This window comes from Schaalia sp. 19OD2882, from assembly GCF_018986735.1.
Lineage (GTDB): Bacteria > Actinomycetota > Actinomycetes > Actinomycetales > Actinomycetaceae > Pauljensenia.
This window is the reverse complement of sequence record NZ_CP065521.1, coordinates 1,237,066-1,255,397: the sequence shown is the minus strand read 5'-3', so window position 1 is coordinate 1,255,397 and position 18,332 is coordinate 1,237,066. Positions and strand designations below refer to the sequence as shown.

Annotated in this window: 14 protein-coding genes; 4 read left to right on the top strand and 10 right to left on the bottom strand. The window is 66.9% G+C overall.

Annotated features, from left to right (window positions below):
* Nucleotides 1–8: 8 nt before the first annotated feature.
* Together I6B53_RS05555 and I6B53_RS05550 are read right to left on the bottom strand one after the other, a co-directional pair.
* A complete protein-coding gene (locus I6B53_RS05555) occupies nucleotides 9–2,393 on the bottom strand; it encodes an HAD-IC family P-type ATPase (protein ID WP_253953989.1) in 2,385 nt (794 codons plus the stop codon).
* Nucleotides 2,394–2,493: 100 nt separating this feature from the next.
* Nucleotides 2,494–3,525, bottom strand: coding sequence for a TerC family protein (locus tag I6B53_RS05550; protein ID WP_216765358.1), 1,032 nt, complete (start codon nucleotides 3,523–3,525; stop codon nucleotides 2,494–2,496).
* Between the two features lie 266 nt (nucleotides 3,526–3,791).
* On the opposite strand from I6B53_RS05550, the gene I6B53_RS05545 reads away from it, so the two are divergent.
* Nucleotides 3,792–4,718, top strand: a complete 927-nt coding sequence (locus tag I6B53_RS05545; RefSeq protein ID WP_216765223.1) for a hypothetical protein — start codon at nucleotides 3,792–3,794, stop codon at nucleotides 4,716–4,718.
* On the opposite strand, the gene I6B53_RS05540 is transcribed toward I6B53_RS05545, so the two are convergent.
* Nucleotides 4,642–5,484 carry a phosphatidylcholine/phosphatidylserine synthase gene (locus I6B53_RS05540; RefSeq protein WP_253953988.1) on the bottom strand — a complete coding sequence of 281 codons (843 nt, stop codon included), beginning with the start codon at nucleotides 5,482–5,484 and terminating at the stop codon, nucleotides 4,642–4,644. The two genes, I6B53_RS05545 and I6B53_RS05540, sit on opposite strands and share 77 nt — an antisense overlap.
* Before the next feature lie 106 nt (nucleotides 5,485–5,590).
* Nucleotides 5,591–7,690, bottom strand: coding sequence for an excinuclease ABC subunit UvrB (uvrB, locus tag I6B53_RS05535; protein ID WP_216765222.1), 2,100 nt, complete (start codon nucleotides 7,688–7,690; stop codon nucleotides 5,591–5,593).
* Nucleotides 7,691–7,979: 289 nt separating this feature from the next.
* Here uvrB and I6B53_RS05530 point away from each other — a divergent pair, with 289 nt between their 5' ends.
* From I6B53_RS05530 to I6B53_RS05520, 3 genes are all read left to right on the top strand, one after another.
* Nucleotides 7,980–8,870, top strand: a complete 891-nt coding sequence (locus I6B53_RS05530) for an endonuclease domain-containing protein (RefSeq protein ID WP_216765221.1) — start codon at nucleotides 7,980–7,982, stop codon at nucleotides 8,868–8,870.
* 102 nt (nucleotides 8,871–8,972) lie between these two features.
* Nucleotides 8,973–10,700 carry an alpha-glucosidase gene (locus I6B53_RS05525; protein WP_216765220.1) on the top strand — a complete coding sequence of 576 codons (1,728 nt, stop codon included), beginning with the start codon at nucleotides 8,973–8,975 and terminating at the stop codon, nucleotides 10,698–10,700.
* Nucleotides 10,697–11,266, top strand: coding sequence for a hypothetical protein (locus I6B53_RS05520; protein WP_216765219.1), 570 nt, complete (start codon nucleotides 10,697–10,699; stop codon nucleotides 11,264–11,266). Before I6B53_RS05525 ends, I6B53_RS05520 begins: the two co-directional genes overlap by 4 nt.
* Before the next feature lie 9 nt (nucleotides 11,267–11,275).
* Here the strand turns inward: I6B53_RS05520 and coaE are convergent, their stop codons facing one another.
* From coaE to I6B53_RS05485, 6 genes are read right to left on the bottom strand one after another with little or no spacing between them, the layout of a single operon-like run.
* Complete coding sequence (coaE, locus tag I6B53_RS11305; RefSeq protein ID WP_367880401.1) at nucleotides 11,276–12,709, bottom strand: dephospho-CoA kinase; 1,434 nt, start codon at nucleotides 12,707–12,709, stop codon at nucleotides 11,276–11,278.
* Entirely contained in the window at nucleotides 12,706–13,644 is a 939-nt protein-coding gene (locus tag I6B53_RS05505; RefSeq protein ID WP_216765218.1) for an ROK family protein, read from the bottom strand. The genes coaE and I6B53_RS05505 overlap by 4 nt, the downstream gene beginning before the upstream one ends.
* Entirely contained in the window at nucleotides 13,641–15,110 is a 1,470-nt protein-coding gene (locus I6B53_RS05500) for a M81 family metallopeptidase (protein WP_216765217.1), read from the bottom strand. The genes I6B53_RS05505 and I6B53_RS05500 overlap by 4 nt, the downstream gene beginning before the upstream one ends.
* Nucleotides 15,111–15,136: 26 nt before the next feature.
* Nucleotides 15,137–16,048, bottom strand: coding sequence for a carbohydrate ABC transporter permease (locus I6B53_RS05495; RefSeq protein WP_216765216.1), 912 nt, complete (start codon nucleotides 16,046–16,048; stop codon nucleotides 15,137–15,139).
* Complete coding sequence (locus I6B53_RS05490) at nucleotides 16,038–16,952, bottom strand: carbohydrate ABC transporter permease (RefSeq protein ID WP_216765215.1); 915 nt, start codon at nucleotides 16,950–16,952, stop codon at nucleotides 16,038–16,040. The genes I6B53_RS05495 and I6B53_RS05490 overlap by 11 nt, the downstream gene beginning before the upstream one ends.
* 37 nt (nucleotides 16,953–16,989) lie before the next feature.
* Entirely contained in the window at nucleotides 16,990–18,282 is a 1,293-nt protein-coding gene (locus I6B53_RS05485) for an ABC transporter substrate-binding protein (RefSeq protein ID WP_216765214.1), read from the bottom strand.
* Between the last annotated feature and the right edge of the window lie 50 nt (nucleotides 18,283–18,332).

The following is an 18,332-nucleotide window of genomic DNA, read 5'->3' as shown; positions in this document are numbered from 1 at the left end:
CGTGGCGCTCAGTGCTTGCGGATCAGCCGCCACCAGTGAACGGCCTCGATGAGGGTGCACACGACGACGGCCGCCACGGCGATGACGACCCACGAGTGAACACTGGGCCAGGTCAAGGCGAAGAACGTCCTCGTCAAGGGGATGAGGACTCCGAGTACGGCTGCGCCGGTGACGCACACCAGCAGGGCCACCCGCCAGGGAACCAGTGGCCGTGCCGTGACCCCGAGCAGCCACACTCCGCCGGCCGCCATCGTCAGTGTGGCCGCACTCTGTCCTTCGACAGTGCCCACCCCCACCAGCCAGTAGACGACCAGTGCCGTCACTGACATGACGATGCCCGCCGGGACGGCCAGCGACAACGTGCGCCCGAGGAAGCCGGGCAGGTAGCGCCGGGTGTTCGGCCCCAGGGCGATGAAGAAGGCGGGGATGCCGATGGTCAGGGACCCGATGTACGTGTAGTGGCGCGGCAGGAAGGGGAAGGGCCAGGCAAGCAGCGCCGTGGCCAGCACGAAGACGCTCGCGTAGGTGGTCTTGGACAGGAAGAGGGAGGAGACCCTCTCCATGTTGGCAATGATGCGGCGTCCGCGGGCGACCACCTCCGGCAGCTGCGAGAAGCGTCCGTCCAGCAGCACGACCTGGGCGACGGCCTTGGTGGCTCTGGCCGCATTGCCCATGGCGATGCCCAGGTCCGCGTCCTTGAGCGCCAAGGCGTCGTTCACGCCGTCCCCGGTCATGGCCACGCAGTGCCCGCGTGACTGCAGGGCACGCACCATGGCCCGCTTCTGTTCGGGGCTCACGCGCCCGAAGACCTCGGCCGAGCAGATCGCGTCGGCGAATTCCGGGGAGGCAAGGTCCTGCGGCAGCGTGCGGGCGTCGACGGAGCGGGCCGCTCCCCCGTCCGGGTTCCGCAATCCCAGCCGGGTGGCCAGGGCGCCGACGGTCCTCGAGTTGTCGCCGGAGATCACCCTGACGGCCACACCCTGTTCACAGAACCAGTCGAGGGTCTGCGAGGCGTCCGGGCGCAGTTCCTCGTCCAGGACGACAAGGGCGGCGGGGGTGCGCCCGGCAGGCAGGTGCCCGTCCTCGACGAGGACGTCAAGGGCGGCCGCCCCCTCCACGTGGGCGCGTACGAGAGCGACCACTCGTCGCCCCTGGTCGGCGATGGCACTGACTTGTTCGAGTACCTCGTCTGCGCCCTCGACTGCTTCCAGGAGGATCTCGGGAGCACCGAAGAGCCACGTCCCGTGCTCCGGGCTGACCCATGCCGCCCATTTCCGGGCCGACGAGAAGGGCACCTCGGTGGCTGCCGTGTCACTCCACACCGGCACACCCTCCAAGGCGGTGCACACCGCCTCCGCAGTCGGGTTCGTTGCCGAGGAGTTCATCGTGGCCAAGGCGGATTCGACATCGGCGCGCGGGACGCCCACGCTCGGGAGGATCTGCCCGACGGAGATCCCTCCGGTGGTCAGTGTCCCCGTCTTGTCCAGGCACAGGGCGTCCACGCGGGCCAGGACCTCGACCGCCGGGAGCTCCTGGACCAGGACGTTCCTGCGTGCCAGGGCCGCCGAACCGATGGCGAAGTTCATGGAGGTGAGCAGCACCAGGCCTTGGGGGATCATGCCGACCACGGCTGCCACGGCCAGGACCAGTGCGTGCTTCCATGCGTCGGGCCCCAGGTCGGCGCTGATGCGGTACTGGGACCACACGGTCAAGGCCACGACGGGCAGGAGGGCGAAGGAGATCACCCGCAGAACCTTGTCGACTCCCTGCTGGATCTCCGAGGTGGCCAGCGAGAAGGTTCGCGCCTGGCGGGCAATGCCCTGCGCCCACAGGTCTGCGCCCACGCGGTCGGCACGGACCAGTCCTGAGCCGGCGACCACCGACGTACCCGCAAGGACCTCGTCGCCGACGTCCTTGCGTACGGGGCGGGACTCGCCGGTGAGCATGGATTCGTCGACCTCGAGTCCGTCGGCTTCGACGAGGGCGCCGTCCACGCAGACCTGGTCGCCGAGCGCCAGCTCCACCAGGTCGTCCTGGACGACCTCGCCGACGAGCATTTCGAGCGTGCCCTCCGCGCGACGCACATGGGCTCGCGGCGCATCGACGATCGCCAGGGCGTCAAGGGTGCGCTTGGCACGCCACTCCGAGACGATGCCGATGGCGGAGTTGAGGATCATCACCCCACCGAAGACGACATCCTGCCAATGTCCGAAGAGCAGGACGACAACCATGGCCACCAGCAGGATCGCATTGAAGAGCGTGAGCAGGTTGGCGCGGGCGATCGACGCGAGGGAGCGTGAGCTCGGTAACTCGACGCTGTTCGTCCGGCCATCGCGAACTCGCTGGGCGACCTCGTCCGAACCCAGTGGGCGGGCAGTTTCGATCTTGGCCACGCGAATTCCTCTCTCCGGCCATGGCATCCACACCGGACCTTACCGTCAGAGAAGGACTTGCGGGCGCCTGAAGGACTTGACGTCCGCTTCGACCTCGCCCTCAGCGGGCCTTGGTGACCTGCGCTTGGGACTCCCCCGCCTCCGTGTCGGCGCTTGTGTCACGCCACGTCTTCCACAGCGAGGCGCCGACCGTGATGACGATGGTCACGAGAATGAACACCAGGGAAGGCACGATGCCGATCTCAGGCGCCCACTCCAGACCCTGCCCGCCGTTGATGAAGGCGAGGTTGTTCTCGTGCATGGCGTGGAGGATGAGTTTGGCACCGATGAAAGCCAGGATCGCGGCCAGTCCGTAGTGCAGGTAGACGAGCTTCTCCAGCAGGCCGTCCACGAGGAAGTACAGCTGACGCAGACCCAGAAGCGCGAATGTGTTCGCCGCGAAGACCAGGTACGGCTCCTTCGTCAGTCCGAAGATCGCGGGGATCGAGTCGAAGGCGAACATGAGGTCGGCCGAACCCAGGGCGAAGACCACGAGGACCATGGGCGTGACGAAGGTGCGCCCACCGTGGCGGTGGAGGAACTTCTGTCCGATGAACCCGTCGGTCATCGGAAGCACCCGACGCATCGTGCGCACGAAGCCGTTCTCGTGGTACTCGTCGTCGATGCCGTCGTCCTCGACCCCCTCCTTGGCCTGGGTCCACGCGGTCCACAGGAGCCACGCACCGAAGATGTAGAACACCCAGGAGAAGCTGCTGATCAGGGCCGCGCCCAGAAGGATGAAGACCAGGCGCAGCACCAAGGCGATGAGGATTCCGAACAGCAGCGCCTTCTGCTGGAACTGCCTGGGCACCCTGAACGAGTTCATGATGATGATGAAGACGAAGAGGTTGTCCAGGGACAGGGCCTTCTCAGTGAGGAAGCCGGCCAAGTACTCCCCGGCGTACACCCCGCCGTAGAAGAACCAGATGAGGAGGGAAAAACCCAAGCCCAACAACACGTACCCGGCCGACCACCACGCCGCCTCCTTGAGCCCGGGGGCATGGGGGGTTCGCACGTGACCGATGACGTCGATCGTCACCAGGGCAAGGACGACGGCGGCAAGGCCGAGCCAACCGAAAAGATGGACGTCCACAGGGAAGCCTCTCGGGTAGGGGAAACCGATGAGGTCTCTTCCCACCCCTGGATCCGAGGTGGTGACACCGGGAACCCGGCCCGCTGCTCGCAGAAGGCTCCGTACTGACGGCGTCACACTTTGCGGGATTACTCCCCTCGCCCTCGATCCTATCCGCGAGGGCGTCGGCTCTGCCAGCGCGTCCGCGTGCAACCGCACACGCCGAAGGGGGCTGGAAGGCCCGCTGATCGGGGCTTGCGCGTGGATCACGGGTACGATCGGAACTCATGGAAGACGTCGAACAGGCCCCCACTTCCAGTGGGTTCACCGCAGTGGTGGAACTGTTCTTCGGTTCTCCCTACGCGCCACTGGACCTTGCCGCCGCACGTTTCCCCTTGGACCCGGAAGCGGTCTGCGCCGCCGCCGGGGTTTCGCGCCTGGCAGAACTGGGGCGCAGCGAAGTCTTCGCCGTCAAACCCGAGGTCCTGCTGGACCGTGACCGGCGCGCGCACCTGCTTCGCTTGAGCGTGGAGAACCGCTGCCTCCTGTGGATCGTCGAGGAGGACGACCCGGCGGCACTTGGACTGATCGAGTCGGCCCTGCCGGGCATGCTCCACCGAATCGATGCCACCGAGACCCCGCGCGTGTGGGGGCTCGGCGTGCACGCGATGGTCACCCACTCACTGTCCTCCGACGAGGTCATGCGCCGCAAGCTTGCCAGCATGGACGTCTCGTCACTTCCCCGCCGCCTGCGCAACCAGTTCCAGCAGTGGGGGGTTCCCTCATGGAAGGCCGGATGGTTCGTGCGACGGTGGAGGGACCCCCGCACGTGGGTGTACCTCGCAGTGTTCGCCTACTCGTCGCTGCGCGCCCTGCCGGCCGTGTACGTCCCGCAGTTCCACGGGAGCGTGTGGATCCTGTGGGCGATCGACATCATCACCGCCGCCCCCTACACATGGGGAGTCCTCGCGATGATCACGGAGGCCCGCCCGGCTGTCCGGGCCGTGGGCACCGCCACGGCCCTGGTCACCTTCATCGCTCCCTACGTGTACTTCTGGATCCACGGGTCGGGATACCCTCCCCTGGTGGTGGCAGTGGTGGCGCTGATGATCCTCGGTTCAGTGGCCGTGGAAGTCCTCAGGTACTGGCAGGATCGCCGTCTGGGCGCCGCATACCGCGCCGGTTCGGACCGGTCACTGAGCGCCACACGCTGATCCCGATCAGCCAGGCTGCGGCTGTCCACCACACGACCAGCAGAGCCGTGGGAGCATCGACTGTGCTCGGCACCGGTGGACCGGTCAACTGGCAGCAGCCCTGCCTGTGCAGTGCCACCAGCCAGCCGGTGGCCACGACCCACACGAAGGTGGCCACGATGTTCGCCCACCGCAGTGTGCCCACCCGGAAGGGGTGGACGAAGGTCAGCGGCGACAGGGTGAGCGCTGCCAGGACCACCGTGACGACCACGTTGACGACCGGGCCCGTGCCGAGGACCCACAGGACCACGGCCACGAGGTTCCATGCGGCGGGGAACCCGACGAAGTAGTAGTCCTCCGACTTCATGCCGACATTGCAGTAGCAGAACATGGACGAGGTGCACACCAGGACGAACATGAGCATTGCGAGGCATTGCGACCCCATGGGGATGTGCAGGTACATGAAGACCGCAGGAAGGAAGGTCCACGTCAGGAAGTCGACGATGAGATCCAGAGCAGCTCCGTCGAAGGAGGGCGCCCAGCGTGCGACGTCGGCCTTGCGGGCCAAGGTGCCGTCGACACCGTCGACGACCAATGCGACTCCGAGCCACAGCCACATCATCTGCAGGTCCTGGTCGATGAGTGCCAGGGTTGCCAGCCCCGCCCAGATGACCCCCGTCATGGTGAAGAGGTGGACTCCCCACGCGGCGCCCTTGCGGCGAATGGGTTTTCCTGACGTCTGCGAGGCTTCGTGGTCGGCCGGAGTCAACGGGTACGAAGAGGGCACGGGTCTTACTCGGATCTTCTCGGGTATGGGACTGAGGACATGCTAACCCGGCACCACAGCACTGGAGGAAGCGGCGCCGGCCCGCACGTCCTTCGAGCAGCTCGCCTCATTGCGCGGCCTTCATCTGCCTCAGTTCCTTCTTCAGGTCCGCAACCTCGTCTCGCAGGCGAGCAGCGATCTCGAATTGGAGGTCCTGCGCGGCGGTCATCATCTGCGCGGAGAGTTCCTCGATGAGCTCCTCCAACTCGGCGCGAGCCGAACCCGCCAGGGACGCCCTCGTCCGTGGGCCTCCCGCACCCGGGCCCGTCGCCGGCCGCGCCGACTGGGCGCCCTTTTCCCGGCGGTACCCGCCTGCCAGCAGCTCCTCGGTGTCGACCTGTTCGCGGGCGAGCATGTCGGTGACGTCGGCGATCTTCTTGCGCAGCGGCTGCGGGTCGATGCCGTGGTCCTTGTTGAATGCCAGCTGGATCGCGCGCCGCCGTTCGGTTTCGTCGATGGCGGCCTTCATGGAATCGGTGAGGGTGTCGGCGTACATGTGGACCTCACCGGAGACATTGCGGGCAGCTCGTCCGATCGTCTGGATGAGGGACCTGGTCGACCGCAGGAACCCTTCCTTGTCCGCATCGAGGATCGACACCAGGGAAACCTCCGGAAGGTCCAGACCCTCACGCAGCAAGTTGATGCCGACCAGGACGTCGAATGCACCTTGACGCAACTCCCGCAGCAGCTCGACGCGCCGCAGGGTGTCCACGTCCGAGTGCAGGTACTCCACGCGGATGCCGCGCTGTGCCAAGTAGGTCGTGAGGTCCTCCGCCATCTTCTTCGTCAAGGTGGTCACCAGGACGCGTTCATCCTTCTCGACACGCAGGCGGACCTGCTCCAGCAGGTCGTCGATCTGCCCCCGGGTGGGTTTGACGACGACCTTCGGGTCGACCAGCCCGGTGGGACGGATGATCTGCTCGACCACTCCGTCGGAGCGGTCCAGCTCATAGGGGCCCGGGGTCGCCGACAGGTACACGGTCTGGCCGATGCGTTGGGTGAACTCGTCCCACGTGAGCGGCCGGTTGTCCAAGGCCGAGGGCAGGCGGAATCCGTGGTCGACCAGAGTGCGTTTGCGCGAGGCGTCGCCTTCGAACATGGCGCCGATCTGGGGAACCGTCACATGGGATTCGTCAATGACCAGCAGGAAGTCCTCCGGGAAGTAGTCGAGCAGTGTGTGCGGCGCCGTACCCGCATCTCGGCCGTCGATGTGACGCGAGTAGTTCTCGACCCCGGCGCAGGACCCGATCTCTCGGAGCATCTCCAGGTCGAAGGTCGTGCGCATGCGGAGACGCTGGGCCTCCAGGAGTTTGCCCTGGGACTCGAACCACTCCAGGCGCTCGGCCAGTTCCTCCTCGATCCCGGCCAGTGCTCGGGCCATGCGTTCCTCCCCGGCCACGTAGTGGGAGGCCGGGAAGAGGAAGACGTGGTCGACCTCGGAGATGACGTCGCCGGTCAACGGGTGAAGCAGGGCAAGCGCTTCGACCTCGTCACCGAAGAACTCGATGCGGATCGCCAGTTCCTCGTACACGGGGATGATCTCCACCGTGTCCCCGCGCACCCTGAAGGTGCCGCGGGTGAAGGACAGGTCATTGCGTGTGTACTGCATGGCGACGAATCCTCGGAGCAGGTCATCGCGGTCGATGGTCATGCCCCGTTCCAGCTCGACCATGCGTGCGACGTACTCCTCCGGTGTGCCCAAGCCGTAGATGCACGACACCGAGGAGACCACCACGGTGTCACGTCGGGTGAGCAGGGAGTTCGTGGCGCTGTGCCGCAGGCGTTCGACCTCGTCGTTGATGGAGGAGTCCTTCTCGATGTACGTGTCCGTCTGGGGCACGTAGGCCTCGGGTTGGTAGTAGTCGTAGTAGGACACGAAGTACTCCACCGCATTGTGGGGCAGCAGTTCACGGAATTCGGCGGCCAACTGGGCGGTCAGCGTCTTGTTCGGTTCCATCACCAGCGCGGGGCGCTGCAGCTCCTCGATGAGCCACGCGGTGGTGGCCGACTTGCCGGTTCCGGTGGCTCCCAGAAGGACCACATCCTGTTCGCCGTCGCGAATGCGTGCCGCAAGTTCCTTGATGGCCTTCGGCTGATCGCCGGAAGGCGAGTACTCGGAGATGACCTGGAAGGGGTGTTCTGCCCGGAGGATGCGTTGGCTGCTCACCCCTCCACGCTAGCTGTCAGCAGGTGCGCTCCGCGCCGCCACCCCCTGTCGATTCGCACACGTGTTCGACGAAGGGCGTTTTCCCGACACACAGTGGCCCTCCCCTCCCCCAGTGCCACAAGCAGCACGATGCCGACCGACCTGCCGCAATGTCACCCGGCCACGGCTCGGTCCCCAAGCTTGACGTCTCCCACTGTGTGTCCACAGGCCACGCGAGGCCATGCTCCCTCCTCCACAGGCATCATGGGCGCCTGTGGTGCCGCAGTGAATGCACCGTTGAAGTGTCTTCATGGACGCTGAAACCTTCTTGCAACGCTCGGCCGGTGCGGTGCCCGTGCTCACATTGCGACAGTTCTGCGACGACGCCCGACAATTCCTCCGGCGCCCCGACGTCCACCTGCGGGCAGGGTGGGTGGTCGCCGACTTCACTCCCGAACCTGTGCGTGCCGCCGTCATGTCCCAAGGCCTGCTCACCTTGTCCCACGCAGCACTGGCACATGGTCTGCCGCAGTTGGAGCGGCCCGCCCGCGTCCACCTTGCCGTCCCCCACTCGCGCTCCCACCGACCGCCTCATGCGGGTGGTGCCGTCATCCACCGTGACCGGCAAGCGCTGGGGCACGACCCTTGTCGTCCTTGGCTCGCCTCCGTGGCCACGACGGTCCGGCACCTGCTGCGCTGGGGTACGCGTGTGGACGCAGTGGCGGCATTGGATGCCGCCTTGTGCAAAGGCCTCCTGGAGGTGACGGATCTTCGCCTGCCGACTCATGGCCCGGGCGCCGCGCGTATGCACGACTGGGCGGCCCTGGCCGCTCCCGGAGTCCGATCGATCCTGGAGACCATGTTGAGGCTGCAACTCGTGGATGAGGGAATGTCGGTGGAAACCGCTGTCCTCGTCGACGGCGTCGGCGAGGTGGACATCCTGGTCGACGGGTGGTTGGTCCTGGAGGCCGACGGGGACACGCACTCCACGCGGGCACAGATGCTCCACGACCGTGAGCGGGACCTGCGCCTGTGGGACAGAGGATTCGTCGTCATGCGAGTGACATGGGAACAGGTCAGGCACGAGCGGGTGACCCCGATCGTCAGAGCGGTCCTCGGGCGACTCGGACCGCTGCCGCCGCCTGAACGACCGCAGTTCCGTCGTTGGCTCGAGCGCCCTGCGGGCGTCCTTTCCACCTGATGCCACGAACCGGTCCGGGCCCGGGGAGCCCTCGTGCCGTGGACCACGTACCATCGACTTCGACATCCATCCCTCCGGCCAGCGACACGACAGGAGTTCCCGATGAGCACCCTTTCGGCACCAGGGCGACCGTGGTGGCGCACCGCGACCGCCTACCAGGTCTACCCGCGCTCATTCCAGGACTCCGACGGTGACGGAATCGGCGACATCCCCGGCATCACCAGCCGGATCCCCTACTTGGCGACCCTGGGGGTCGACGTCCTGTGGCTCTCACCCGTGTACCGCTCCCCCATGGAGGACAACGGTTACGACATTTCCGACTACGAAGACGTCGACCCTGTCTTCGGCTCACTCGCGGACCTGGAGCGTCTCATCGAGACGGCGCACGAGGCGGGGATCCGCATCGTCATGGATCTGGTGGTCAACCACACCTCCGACCAGCACCCGTGGTTCCAGGCATCCCGCAACCCGGCGGACCCCAAGCGTGACTGGTACGTGTGGCGCCGCCCGCGTGAACTGCCCGAAGGTGCTCCGGTCGACACCGACGCCGCCCCGGGCCAGTGGCGCGGGGACGAACCGAATGGGTGGGTGAGCGCCTTCTCAGGGCCGGTGTGGACACTGGACGAAGCCTCGGGCGAGTACTACCTGCACTTCTTCGCTCCCGGCCAACCGGACCTCAACTGGGAGAACCCCGAGGTCCGGCACGCAGTGCACGCCATGATGCGCCGGTGGATCGACCGCGGAGTCGACGGCTTCCGCATGGATGTCATCAACTGCATTTCCAAGCCGGAAGACCTCTACCAGGACTCCTCGGGCGGCCTGGACAAGGCCTTCTTCGGCCCGCGCTTCCACGAGTGGATGCAGGAGATGCACCGGGAGGTCTTCGACCGCTACCCCGACACGGTGTTCCTCACGGTCGGTGAGTGCCCGGGCGCCACCATCGACCAGGCGCGCCTGACCACCGACCCGGTCCGGCGAGAGCTCGACATGGTCTTCCAATTCGAGCACGTCGAGTTGGACGCGACCGACGGGGACAAGTTCCGCCCCCGCCCCATGCCTCTGCAGGAGATGAAGCGATCCTTGGCCTCGTGGACAAAGGGCCTTGCCGGCCGGGGCTGGAACTCCCTGTACCTGTCCAACCACGATCGCCCGCGCCCTGTGAGCCGTTTCGGCTCACCCGAGCACCACCGCCACGCCTCGGCGACCGCTTGGGGTGGGATGCTCCACGCCCACCAGGGCACACCCTTCGTCTACCAGGGTGAGGAACTCGGCATGGCGGACTACCCGTGGACCTCCATCGACCAATTCGACGACGTGGAGACGAAGGGGGTGTGGCGTGAGCGGGTCGAGCTCGGCGGCCAGGACCCCTCCATCGTGTGGCCGGGCATCGTCCATGCCAGCCGCGACAACGCCCGTACACCCGTCCACTGGGATGCCGGCGAACATGCCGGATTCACCACGGGAACCCCGTGGCTTCCCGTGAACCCCGACCACACATGGCTCAACGCAGCCGCCCAGGTGGGGGTGGCCGGTTCGACCTTCGAGTTCTACCGTCGCATGATCGCCCTGCGCAAGGAACTGCCCGTCCTCGTCGACGGCTCCTTCGAGCTGCTCCACGCCGACGACCCGAAGCTGTGGTGGGTGCGCCGCGAGTTCGACGGGGTGCGCCTGGATGCCGTGGGCAACATGTCGGATGCCCCCCTCACCTGCGACCTGCCCTCCGGCGAGGTCGTCCTGTCCAATGCATGCGAAGCAGGGGAGGGAGGCAAAGCCCCTGCCTGCCGAATGGATCAGTTGGCTCCGTGGGAGATTCGGTGGGTCCTGTCGTGACTCTTCTGGCCGCGCCGAACGCACCGTCGACGACCGGCCCGCCTCCGCAGTTGCTCCTCATGCACATGGCCGCATGGATGGTGTGCGCAGGGTTCGTCCTCATGGTGGCCCTGTGGTGGTGGCGGTGGAGGGGCCTCAAGCGCCTGCGCGACCAGTCGCAGGAGGCTCCACAGCCCCTGCGCGGGTGGGTGGTGCTGGCCGTCCCCGGGTTCCTCTTCGTCGGATCAGGACTGTTGGCGGCCACCTGCCTGCCCATGGTCCTCACCGGCGAAGTGGGGGCCAGTCGAGCCGCCGACGTGCTCACGCTCTTCCTCGGGGGTGTCCTGTGGGGCTCCCTCTGCTTGTTCTTCGCCCACCTCTCGTGGAAGGTCCTGCGCAGGCGCAACGCGGTCGAGACTCCCCAGACCTTGGAGGAGGACCGGCAAGCGTGGAAGGCCTTCCAACCCCTGTTCCACTCCCACCTGTGGCGACAGGTGAAGATCTGGGCGGGTATGAGCGCCATCTGGGGGATCGCCATGGCGCTGGTGGTCTTGGTCGTCGTGATCGCCCTGCTGGCCGGCGGGTGACCGGTCGGGTCACAGGCGCAGCCACTGCTTGGCGATCGCATCGACGAGGGCGGCCAGGTCCTCCTCGGTACCGCTGTTGTCCACCCACACATCGGCGACCGCCCGCCTCCGCTCCGCGTCGGCCTGGGCCGCCATGCGCGCCCGGGCGTCCTCGGCCGGGACTCCCCGCCTGCGCAGGCGCTCCAGGCGCGCCTCCACCGCAGCGTCGACCATGAGCACGAGATCCACTTCGCCTTCCATGCCGGTCTCCACCAGCAGCGGCACGTCGTGAACCGCCAGGCCCCCTGCGGGGGCCGCCCCGAGGATCTCTTCGGCGGCCATCCCGATGAGCGGATGGGTGATGGCTTCCAGGTCCCGGCGGGCCGCAGGATCCGCAAAGACGATTGCGCCCAGCGCACCGCGGTCCAGGGAGCCGTCCTCGCCGAGGACGGCCGGCCCGAAACGCTCGACGACCTTGCGGAGGCCGAGCGAGCCGGGGGCAACGACCTCGCGCGCCAGCGCGTCGGCGTCGGCGACCACTGCTCCATGGGCGGCAAGGGCACACGACACCGAGGACTTCCCGGAGCCAATGCCTCCGGAGACTCCGATGCGCAGGGCTCTTCCGCCCGGCCGGGTCAAGGGCCGGAGCACTTCGGCGCGGGCACCGCCAGCCACCAGCACATCACCTGTCCTGGGCGTCGCATCCCTGCCCGCATCCTCATCCTCATCGCACTGGGAGGCGGCAGCGTCGTGGGCCCTGACGAGAGCGACAATGCGTCGGGCCAGTTCGGCGTCAGTGCCGCCCTGCTCACGCGGGCACCGCATGTGGACCTCCGGGGCGCCACTGGCGCGCAGGACCTCCACCACATTTGCCTCGCGCACACCGCCCGAAGCGATGACGCCGAGTCGCCCGGCGGCCCGGCGCGTGAGTTCGGCGAGGGTCGCCGTGTCTGCCGCGCTCGGATGCCCGCCCGTGGTCAGCACGCGGTCGAAGCCCAGGCCGACCAGGGTCTCCAATGCTTCAGCGGGGTCACAGACCACGTCGAAGGCGCGATGGAAGGTCAACGGAGCCGCCCCCGCTGCCTCGCGAAGACGCGCAGCCTGGGCGGAGTCGATTCGCCCGTCGGGGGTGAGCACACCGATGACGAACCCCAGGGGCGGCAGCTGCGCACCCCGGGCGCGAGCCTCGCGAAGCGCGTCGCCCTCCACTTCCTTCAGGCGATGGATGGAGGCGAGCATCTCACGTACTTCCGCTTCCGAGTGGACGAAGTCGCCTCCCCTGGGGCGCACGATCACCTGGAGCCCCCCCGCAGGCGCCACTTCCAATGCGCGCCGGACCTGTTCGAGGGGCGGCGTGGTGCCGCCGACCTCGAGGTCGGCGCACAGCTCTGCACGATCAGCGCCCGCGTCCCGGGCCGCGCGCACGCCCTTGACGTCGTCCACACAGATCTCGAGGAGGGTCATCTGCTCCACCTTTCGTGGTCAGTGGATCCTGCGGCCATGGAGGCCAGTGCCAGTGCCCCCCAGCGTCCTGCTTCCTCACCGAGTTGCGCGGCAGTCACACTCGGCGCGTCGCGCCATGCGAGCAGCGCGTCGAGTTCGCTCCGAACGGGGGCCAGCAGCGTGTCCCCTGCCCGCGAAAGCCCGCCTCCGATGACGAAACGCTCCGGGTCGACGGACAGGGTCAGGTGGGCCAACTCCAGGGCGAGGGCCTTCGCCGCCGTCGCCCAGACCTCGTCGGCCAGCGGGTCGGCACCCAGGAGCCGCTCGACCCCCCGCGCCCCCACGTCCTGGCCGGTGGCGGCCGCGTAGCGCCGGGCGATCCCCTTGGCGGAGGCGTAGACCTCCAGGCATCCGCGCTGTCCGCAGGCGCAGGGTTCACCGTCGGGGAACACGGGGGTGTGGCCGATCTCCCCCGCGCAGAACGTGGCGCCACCCCACATGCCGCCCGCCAGGTGCAGTGCGGCGGAAATGCCGGTACCGATGGGGATCATGACGAAGCTGCGGGCGCCACGGCCGGCCCCGAGCAGCCCTTCGGCCAGTCCCGCAGCGCGCCCGTCGTGTCCCACGCGCACGGGGATCCCACTGTCGCCGGCAAGCAGCTCACCAGGACGCAGCCCCGCCAATTCGAGGTTCGCAGCATAGACGACACGGCCCTGGACCTCGTCGATCACCCCCGGGCACACCACTCCGATTCCCCGGACCTCACCGTGGCGGGACCGGATGAAGTCGCCCAGGCACCGCAGCTGCTCGCCGACACTGGCCGGATGTGAGGCGACACGCCCCTCGTCCACCGTCGCGCCGTCAGCGCTGGCAGCCCGCCACTTGATGCTCGTGCCTCCGACGTCGACACCGACCCAGCGGGCGCAGGTGCGCGAGGCCGCCTCCTGCGCCTTCACGGCACGACGACGCGCACCTGCATCGGACCGGGATGCATGTCGGCGTCGAAGGGGAACATCGGGCGGTCGATCCTGTGGTGGCCGAGGCGCACGAGGTCCTGGTCGACCCCACCGGGCGTGAGCGCCATCTTCCAGTCCGCCTGCGCGTCGAAGAGGTCGGGTTCCAGGTACCCGATTTTCACCACGACGACGTCCGCGGTGCGTACGTCCAGCCCGAGGCGTTCGAATTGGACGTGCTCCGTGTACTGGTTGCGTGAGGTGGTCAGGATGACGGTGAGTCCACCGATCGTCAAGGCCGCGGTGTGTCCGCCCCTGGGGTCGTCCGTCAGGGCGCGGACCCTTCCGGTGACCTGTTGGGGCCCGGGCGCTCGGGTGTCGATGTGCCCGCCGATCTCCACGGTGACCTCGGCGCCGACTCCCGCCTCCCAGCACACGCCGGCCGCCACGGGGTCGACGATGGAAGCGTGGATGACGTCAAGGGTTGCGTCGATGACGGGTTGCCAGGCGAGCAGGTGTGCGAGGGCGACGGTGACGTCGTCGGCTCCGCCGGCTCCGGGGTTGTCGCCGGAGTCGGAGATGAAGGTGGGACGTTTGGCGGTCTCGGCCCATTGGAGGCATTCGGCCATGGAGGCCACAGGGGCCACGAACTCGAACTGCTCGTGGACGTCCCAGAAGGCTTGTCCGAGGGCGCGCGCTTCGAGTTCGACCGCCCTCGGGTCGTCCCCGTAGACGACGACGGCTCCCTTGCAGCGGGGTTGGTCGGCCCAAGCGAATCCGATCCAGATGGCGGCGTCGGTCACTCCGTCGACTTTCTCGGCCACGGGGACCAGGGCGTAGAGGCACTTCCCGGGTTCGATCCGCGTGGAGGTCTTCTCCCCCGGTAGCAGCACAGGGACGTGGACGAGTGCCTTGGCGGGTTTGCCCTGGCCCTGTCGCAGTCGATCGACGAGGTTGCGTGCTGCCCGTTCGCGTGACTCCAGGGCGTCCTCGTGGGGGGCCATGCGGTAGCAGGTCATGAGGTCGCAGGCGTCGAAGAGCACGTCGGAGACGTTGCCGTGCAGGTCCATGGAGGCTGAGAGCATCGGCTCGGGACCGACCGCGTCACGTACGGCGGTGACCAGGTCGCCTTCGGCGTCGTCGTAGCCGTGGACGCTCATCGCCCCGTGGATGTCGAAGAAGACTCCGTCCAGGGGCGCCTCCGCGTGGGCAGCGGCAAGGCCCGCGCGGATCTCTTCGCGCCATCTTTCGTAGATGTCGCGTTCGACGACGCCTCCGGGCAGGGCGCCGGCGTGCAGGACGGGCACCCAGTCGACGGCCCGCGCCCATTCGGTGTCGAGCCAGTCGTAGCGTGCCAGGAGAGCATCTCCTCGGGTGACGACGAAGTCCTGTTCCACCGAGGTGTACGGGGTGAAGGTCGAGGACTCGATGTGGATGCCGCACACGGCGATGCGGGGCCGACGTGTCATGTGGTTTCCTCCGTTGGGGTGGTGGGTCAGCGTCCGCCCATGCCGGACATTGCGATGCCTTTGATGAGGTGCTTTTGCAGGGCAAGGACGAGGACGGTGGTGGGCACCATCGAGACCATGGATGCGGCGATCTGCAGGTCGGTGCGGGTGCCCTCCTGGGTGGAGAAGGAGGCCAGTCCGATGGGCAGGGTGCCCAGGCTCTCGTAGTCGACGGTGACGATGAGAGGCCACAGGTAAGAGTTCCAGAATCCCATGAATGTGAACACCGCGAGGACGGCGATGGCGGACTTGGTCAGGGGAAGGATGATCTGGACGAAGGTGCGGATGGGGCCTGCGCCGTCCACCCTGGCGGCCTCTTCGAGTTCGAAGGGGATGCCGCGCATGAACTGGCGCATGAGGAAGGTCCCGAATGCGCCGAAGGCGAAGGGCAGGATGAGAGCCTGGTAGGTGTTCACCCATCCGAAGTACTGCATGAGGATGAACATCGGGATGACCAGGACTTCGGCCGGGACCATGATCGTGCCGAGGAAGAACACGAAGACGGTGTCGCGCCCCTTCCACCGCAGTCGTGAAAAGGCGTATCCCGCGGTGGTTGACACGGCCAGGACGACCAGGGTGCCCAGGATCGCCACGAGGAAGCTGTTGAGGATGTACGTGATGAAGGGGCCGTAGGTGAAGACTTCGAGGTAGTTGCCCCAGCGCAGTTCCTTTCCGAAGAGGGTGGGCGGAATCTGGTAGATCTCGTCCTTCGACTTCAGTGAGGCGAAGAAGGCGTAGATGAGGGGCGAGGCGAAGAGGAAGGCCCCGATCCACACGACGAGGTGGGCGACGGCGTCCTTGAGGCGCGAAGGTTCTCCACCGAGCAGTCCGGCATTGGACAGCGGTGCTCCTCCCCCGCCTTTGTGCGTCAACACGTGAGTGGTGGTTTCAGACCTCATAGTGGACCCACCTCTTTTGCACTTGGAACTGGAATGCCGTGACGAGGATGACCAGGGCGAAGAGGATCCACGCCGCAGCTGCCGCCATTCCGAGCTGTTGGAACTTGAAACCTGTCGTGTAGATGAACATGACCAGCGGCAGGGTCGAGTTGCCGGGGCCACCGCCGGTGAGCATCTGCGGCTGGACGAAGACCTGCAGTGAGGAGATGACGGTCATGACGGCCGCGAAGAAGATCGAGGGCGAGAGCATCGGCAGGATGACGCGCACGAGCATCGTCCATCCCTTCGCCCCGTCGATGCGCGCGGCCTCCATGACGGATTCGGGCAGTTGTTCGAGGGCGGCGGAGAAGATGAGCATGTTGTAGCCGCTGCCCTGCCACACGCTCATGACGACGATCATGATCATCGCCCAGTTCGGGTCTGCGAGGAAGGTCGGCAGGGTCACTCCGAACCAGCTGGAGGCGATTCCGTTGAACACGCCTTGAGGATTCAGGAGCATCTTCCACACGAGGACATTGGCCACCATCGGGGTGACGACGGGGATGAAGAAGAGGACGCGGAAGATGTTGCGTCCCCTGATCCGGGGGCCGATGAGCATCGCCAGCGCCAAGGAGATGACGATGTTCACCGGCACGTAGAGAACCGTGAAGACGATCGAGTTGCGCACTGCCGGCCAGAAGTCGGGACTCTGGGTGAGCAGGAACACGTAGTTGTCCGGGCCGACGAACCTGCGCTCGCCGAAGGCGGGCCAGTCGAAGGTGCTCATGACGATGGACAGGACGACGGGCAGGGCGGTGAACAGGGCCAGGCCCACAAGGGCCGGGCTCGCAAAGCCCAACGCCTGCAGGGACTCGGCTCTGGCCAGGGCGCTGCGCCGCTTCCTGGGTGCCGGTGCGGTGGTCATGACTGTGGTGTCTCTTCCGAATCAGGGGACGCCGGGCTCACTTGGCGAATTGCTTCTGCCCCTGGGTGAGCATGTCCGTCATGCTCATCTGGCCCGTGTACACCGAGACGAGATTCGGGGTGAAGTACTCGTTGGCCTGGGCCCAGGTGCTGGTGGAACGCTGTCCGACCACTCCGGTGAAGGTGGCGTCGAAGGCCGTCTTGACGTCCGCACGGGTCTTCTCCGGCAGGGCTTCGAAGTAGAGGGGCTGGGATTCGGTGCGCGCCGGGTAGGAGCGACCCGAGGAGGCGAGCAGGTCCTGGGCCTTCTTGGAGACCAAGGCTCCGAGGACCTTCAGTGCCGCCTCACGCTGGGCGCCCTGGCAGTTGGCCGCGATGCCGAAGCCGGATCCGAGGACCAGTCCGGTCGACCCCTTGTCCCCCTTGGGCAGGCGGGTGGCGCCGGCGGTGAATCCGGCTTCGTTGGTGAAGTAGCTCTTGGCGTTCCACGTGCCGTCGACGGCCATGGCGACATTGCCGTTGGAGTACTGGTCCTCTCCCCAGCCCGCCTCGGAGGCGGAGGGGACGACGTCGGCGACCTTTTCCTTGGTGACAAGGCCCGCGTACCACTCGGCAGCGGCGACGAAGTCGGGGTTGGTCAGATCCAGTTCGTTCTTGTCGTTGACGGGCTGTACGCCGGCCTTGGCGATGGGTAGGGCCATCCACTGGAATTCACCCATGCCGACGGCGAATCCCTTGTGCTTGTCGGTGGTGGCGCCCTTGGCGGTGGCGACGAAGTCGTCGAAGGTCCAGTCGGCCTTCGGCTCGGGAGTCTTGGTCTCGGCCAGCATGTCCTTGTTGTAGTAGACCATCATGGCGGCCACGTCGTAGGGGATGCCGTAGAGCTTGCCGTCGTAGGTGAGGATGTCGAGGGCACCTTCCTGGAAGGCGGCCTTGTCGATGCCCGCGGTCTTGAGGTCTTCGTCGCTCAGGGGCGAGAGCACCTGGTAGAAGCCGTTGAGGCGCTGGCCGTTCATCGAAGTCACGCATGCGAGGTTGCCGGAGGAGGCATTCGCGGTGAGCTTGGTGAAGTAGTCTCCCCAGGCGGCGGTCTGGCTCTCGATGACGATGTCGGGGTTGGCTTCCTGGGCGATGGCCAGGGTGTCGGCCACCCACTTCTTGTCGTCCTCGCTGCCGGCCCACATGTCCCAGGTGATCGTGGTCTTGTCGCTTGCGCCGGCGGAGCCGGACTGGGTGGTGCCGGTTCCGCCTGCGCCGCATGCGGTCACGGCCAGTGTGGCGGTGACGGTCATCGCGGCCAGGACGGCCCGAGTGGTGCGTGGGTTCATCATGAGCTCCTCCATGTGTCGGTGGTCGGGTGTGTCACATCGGTGTGGTGGTT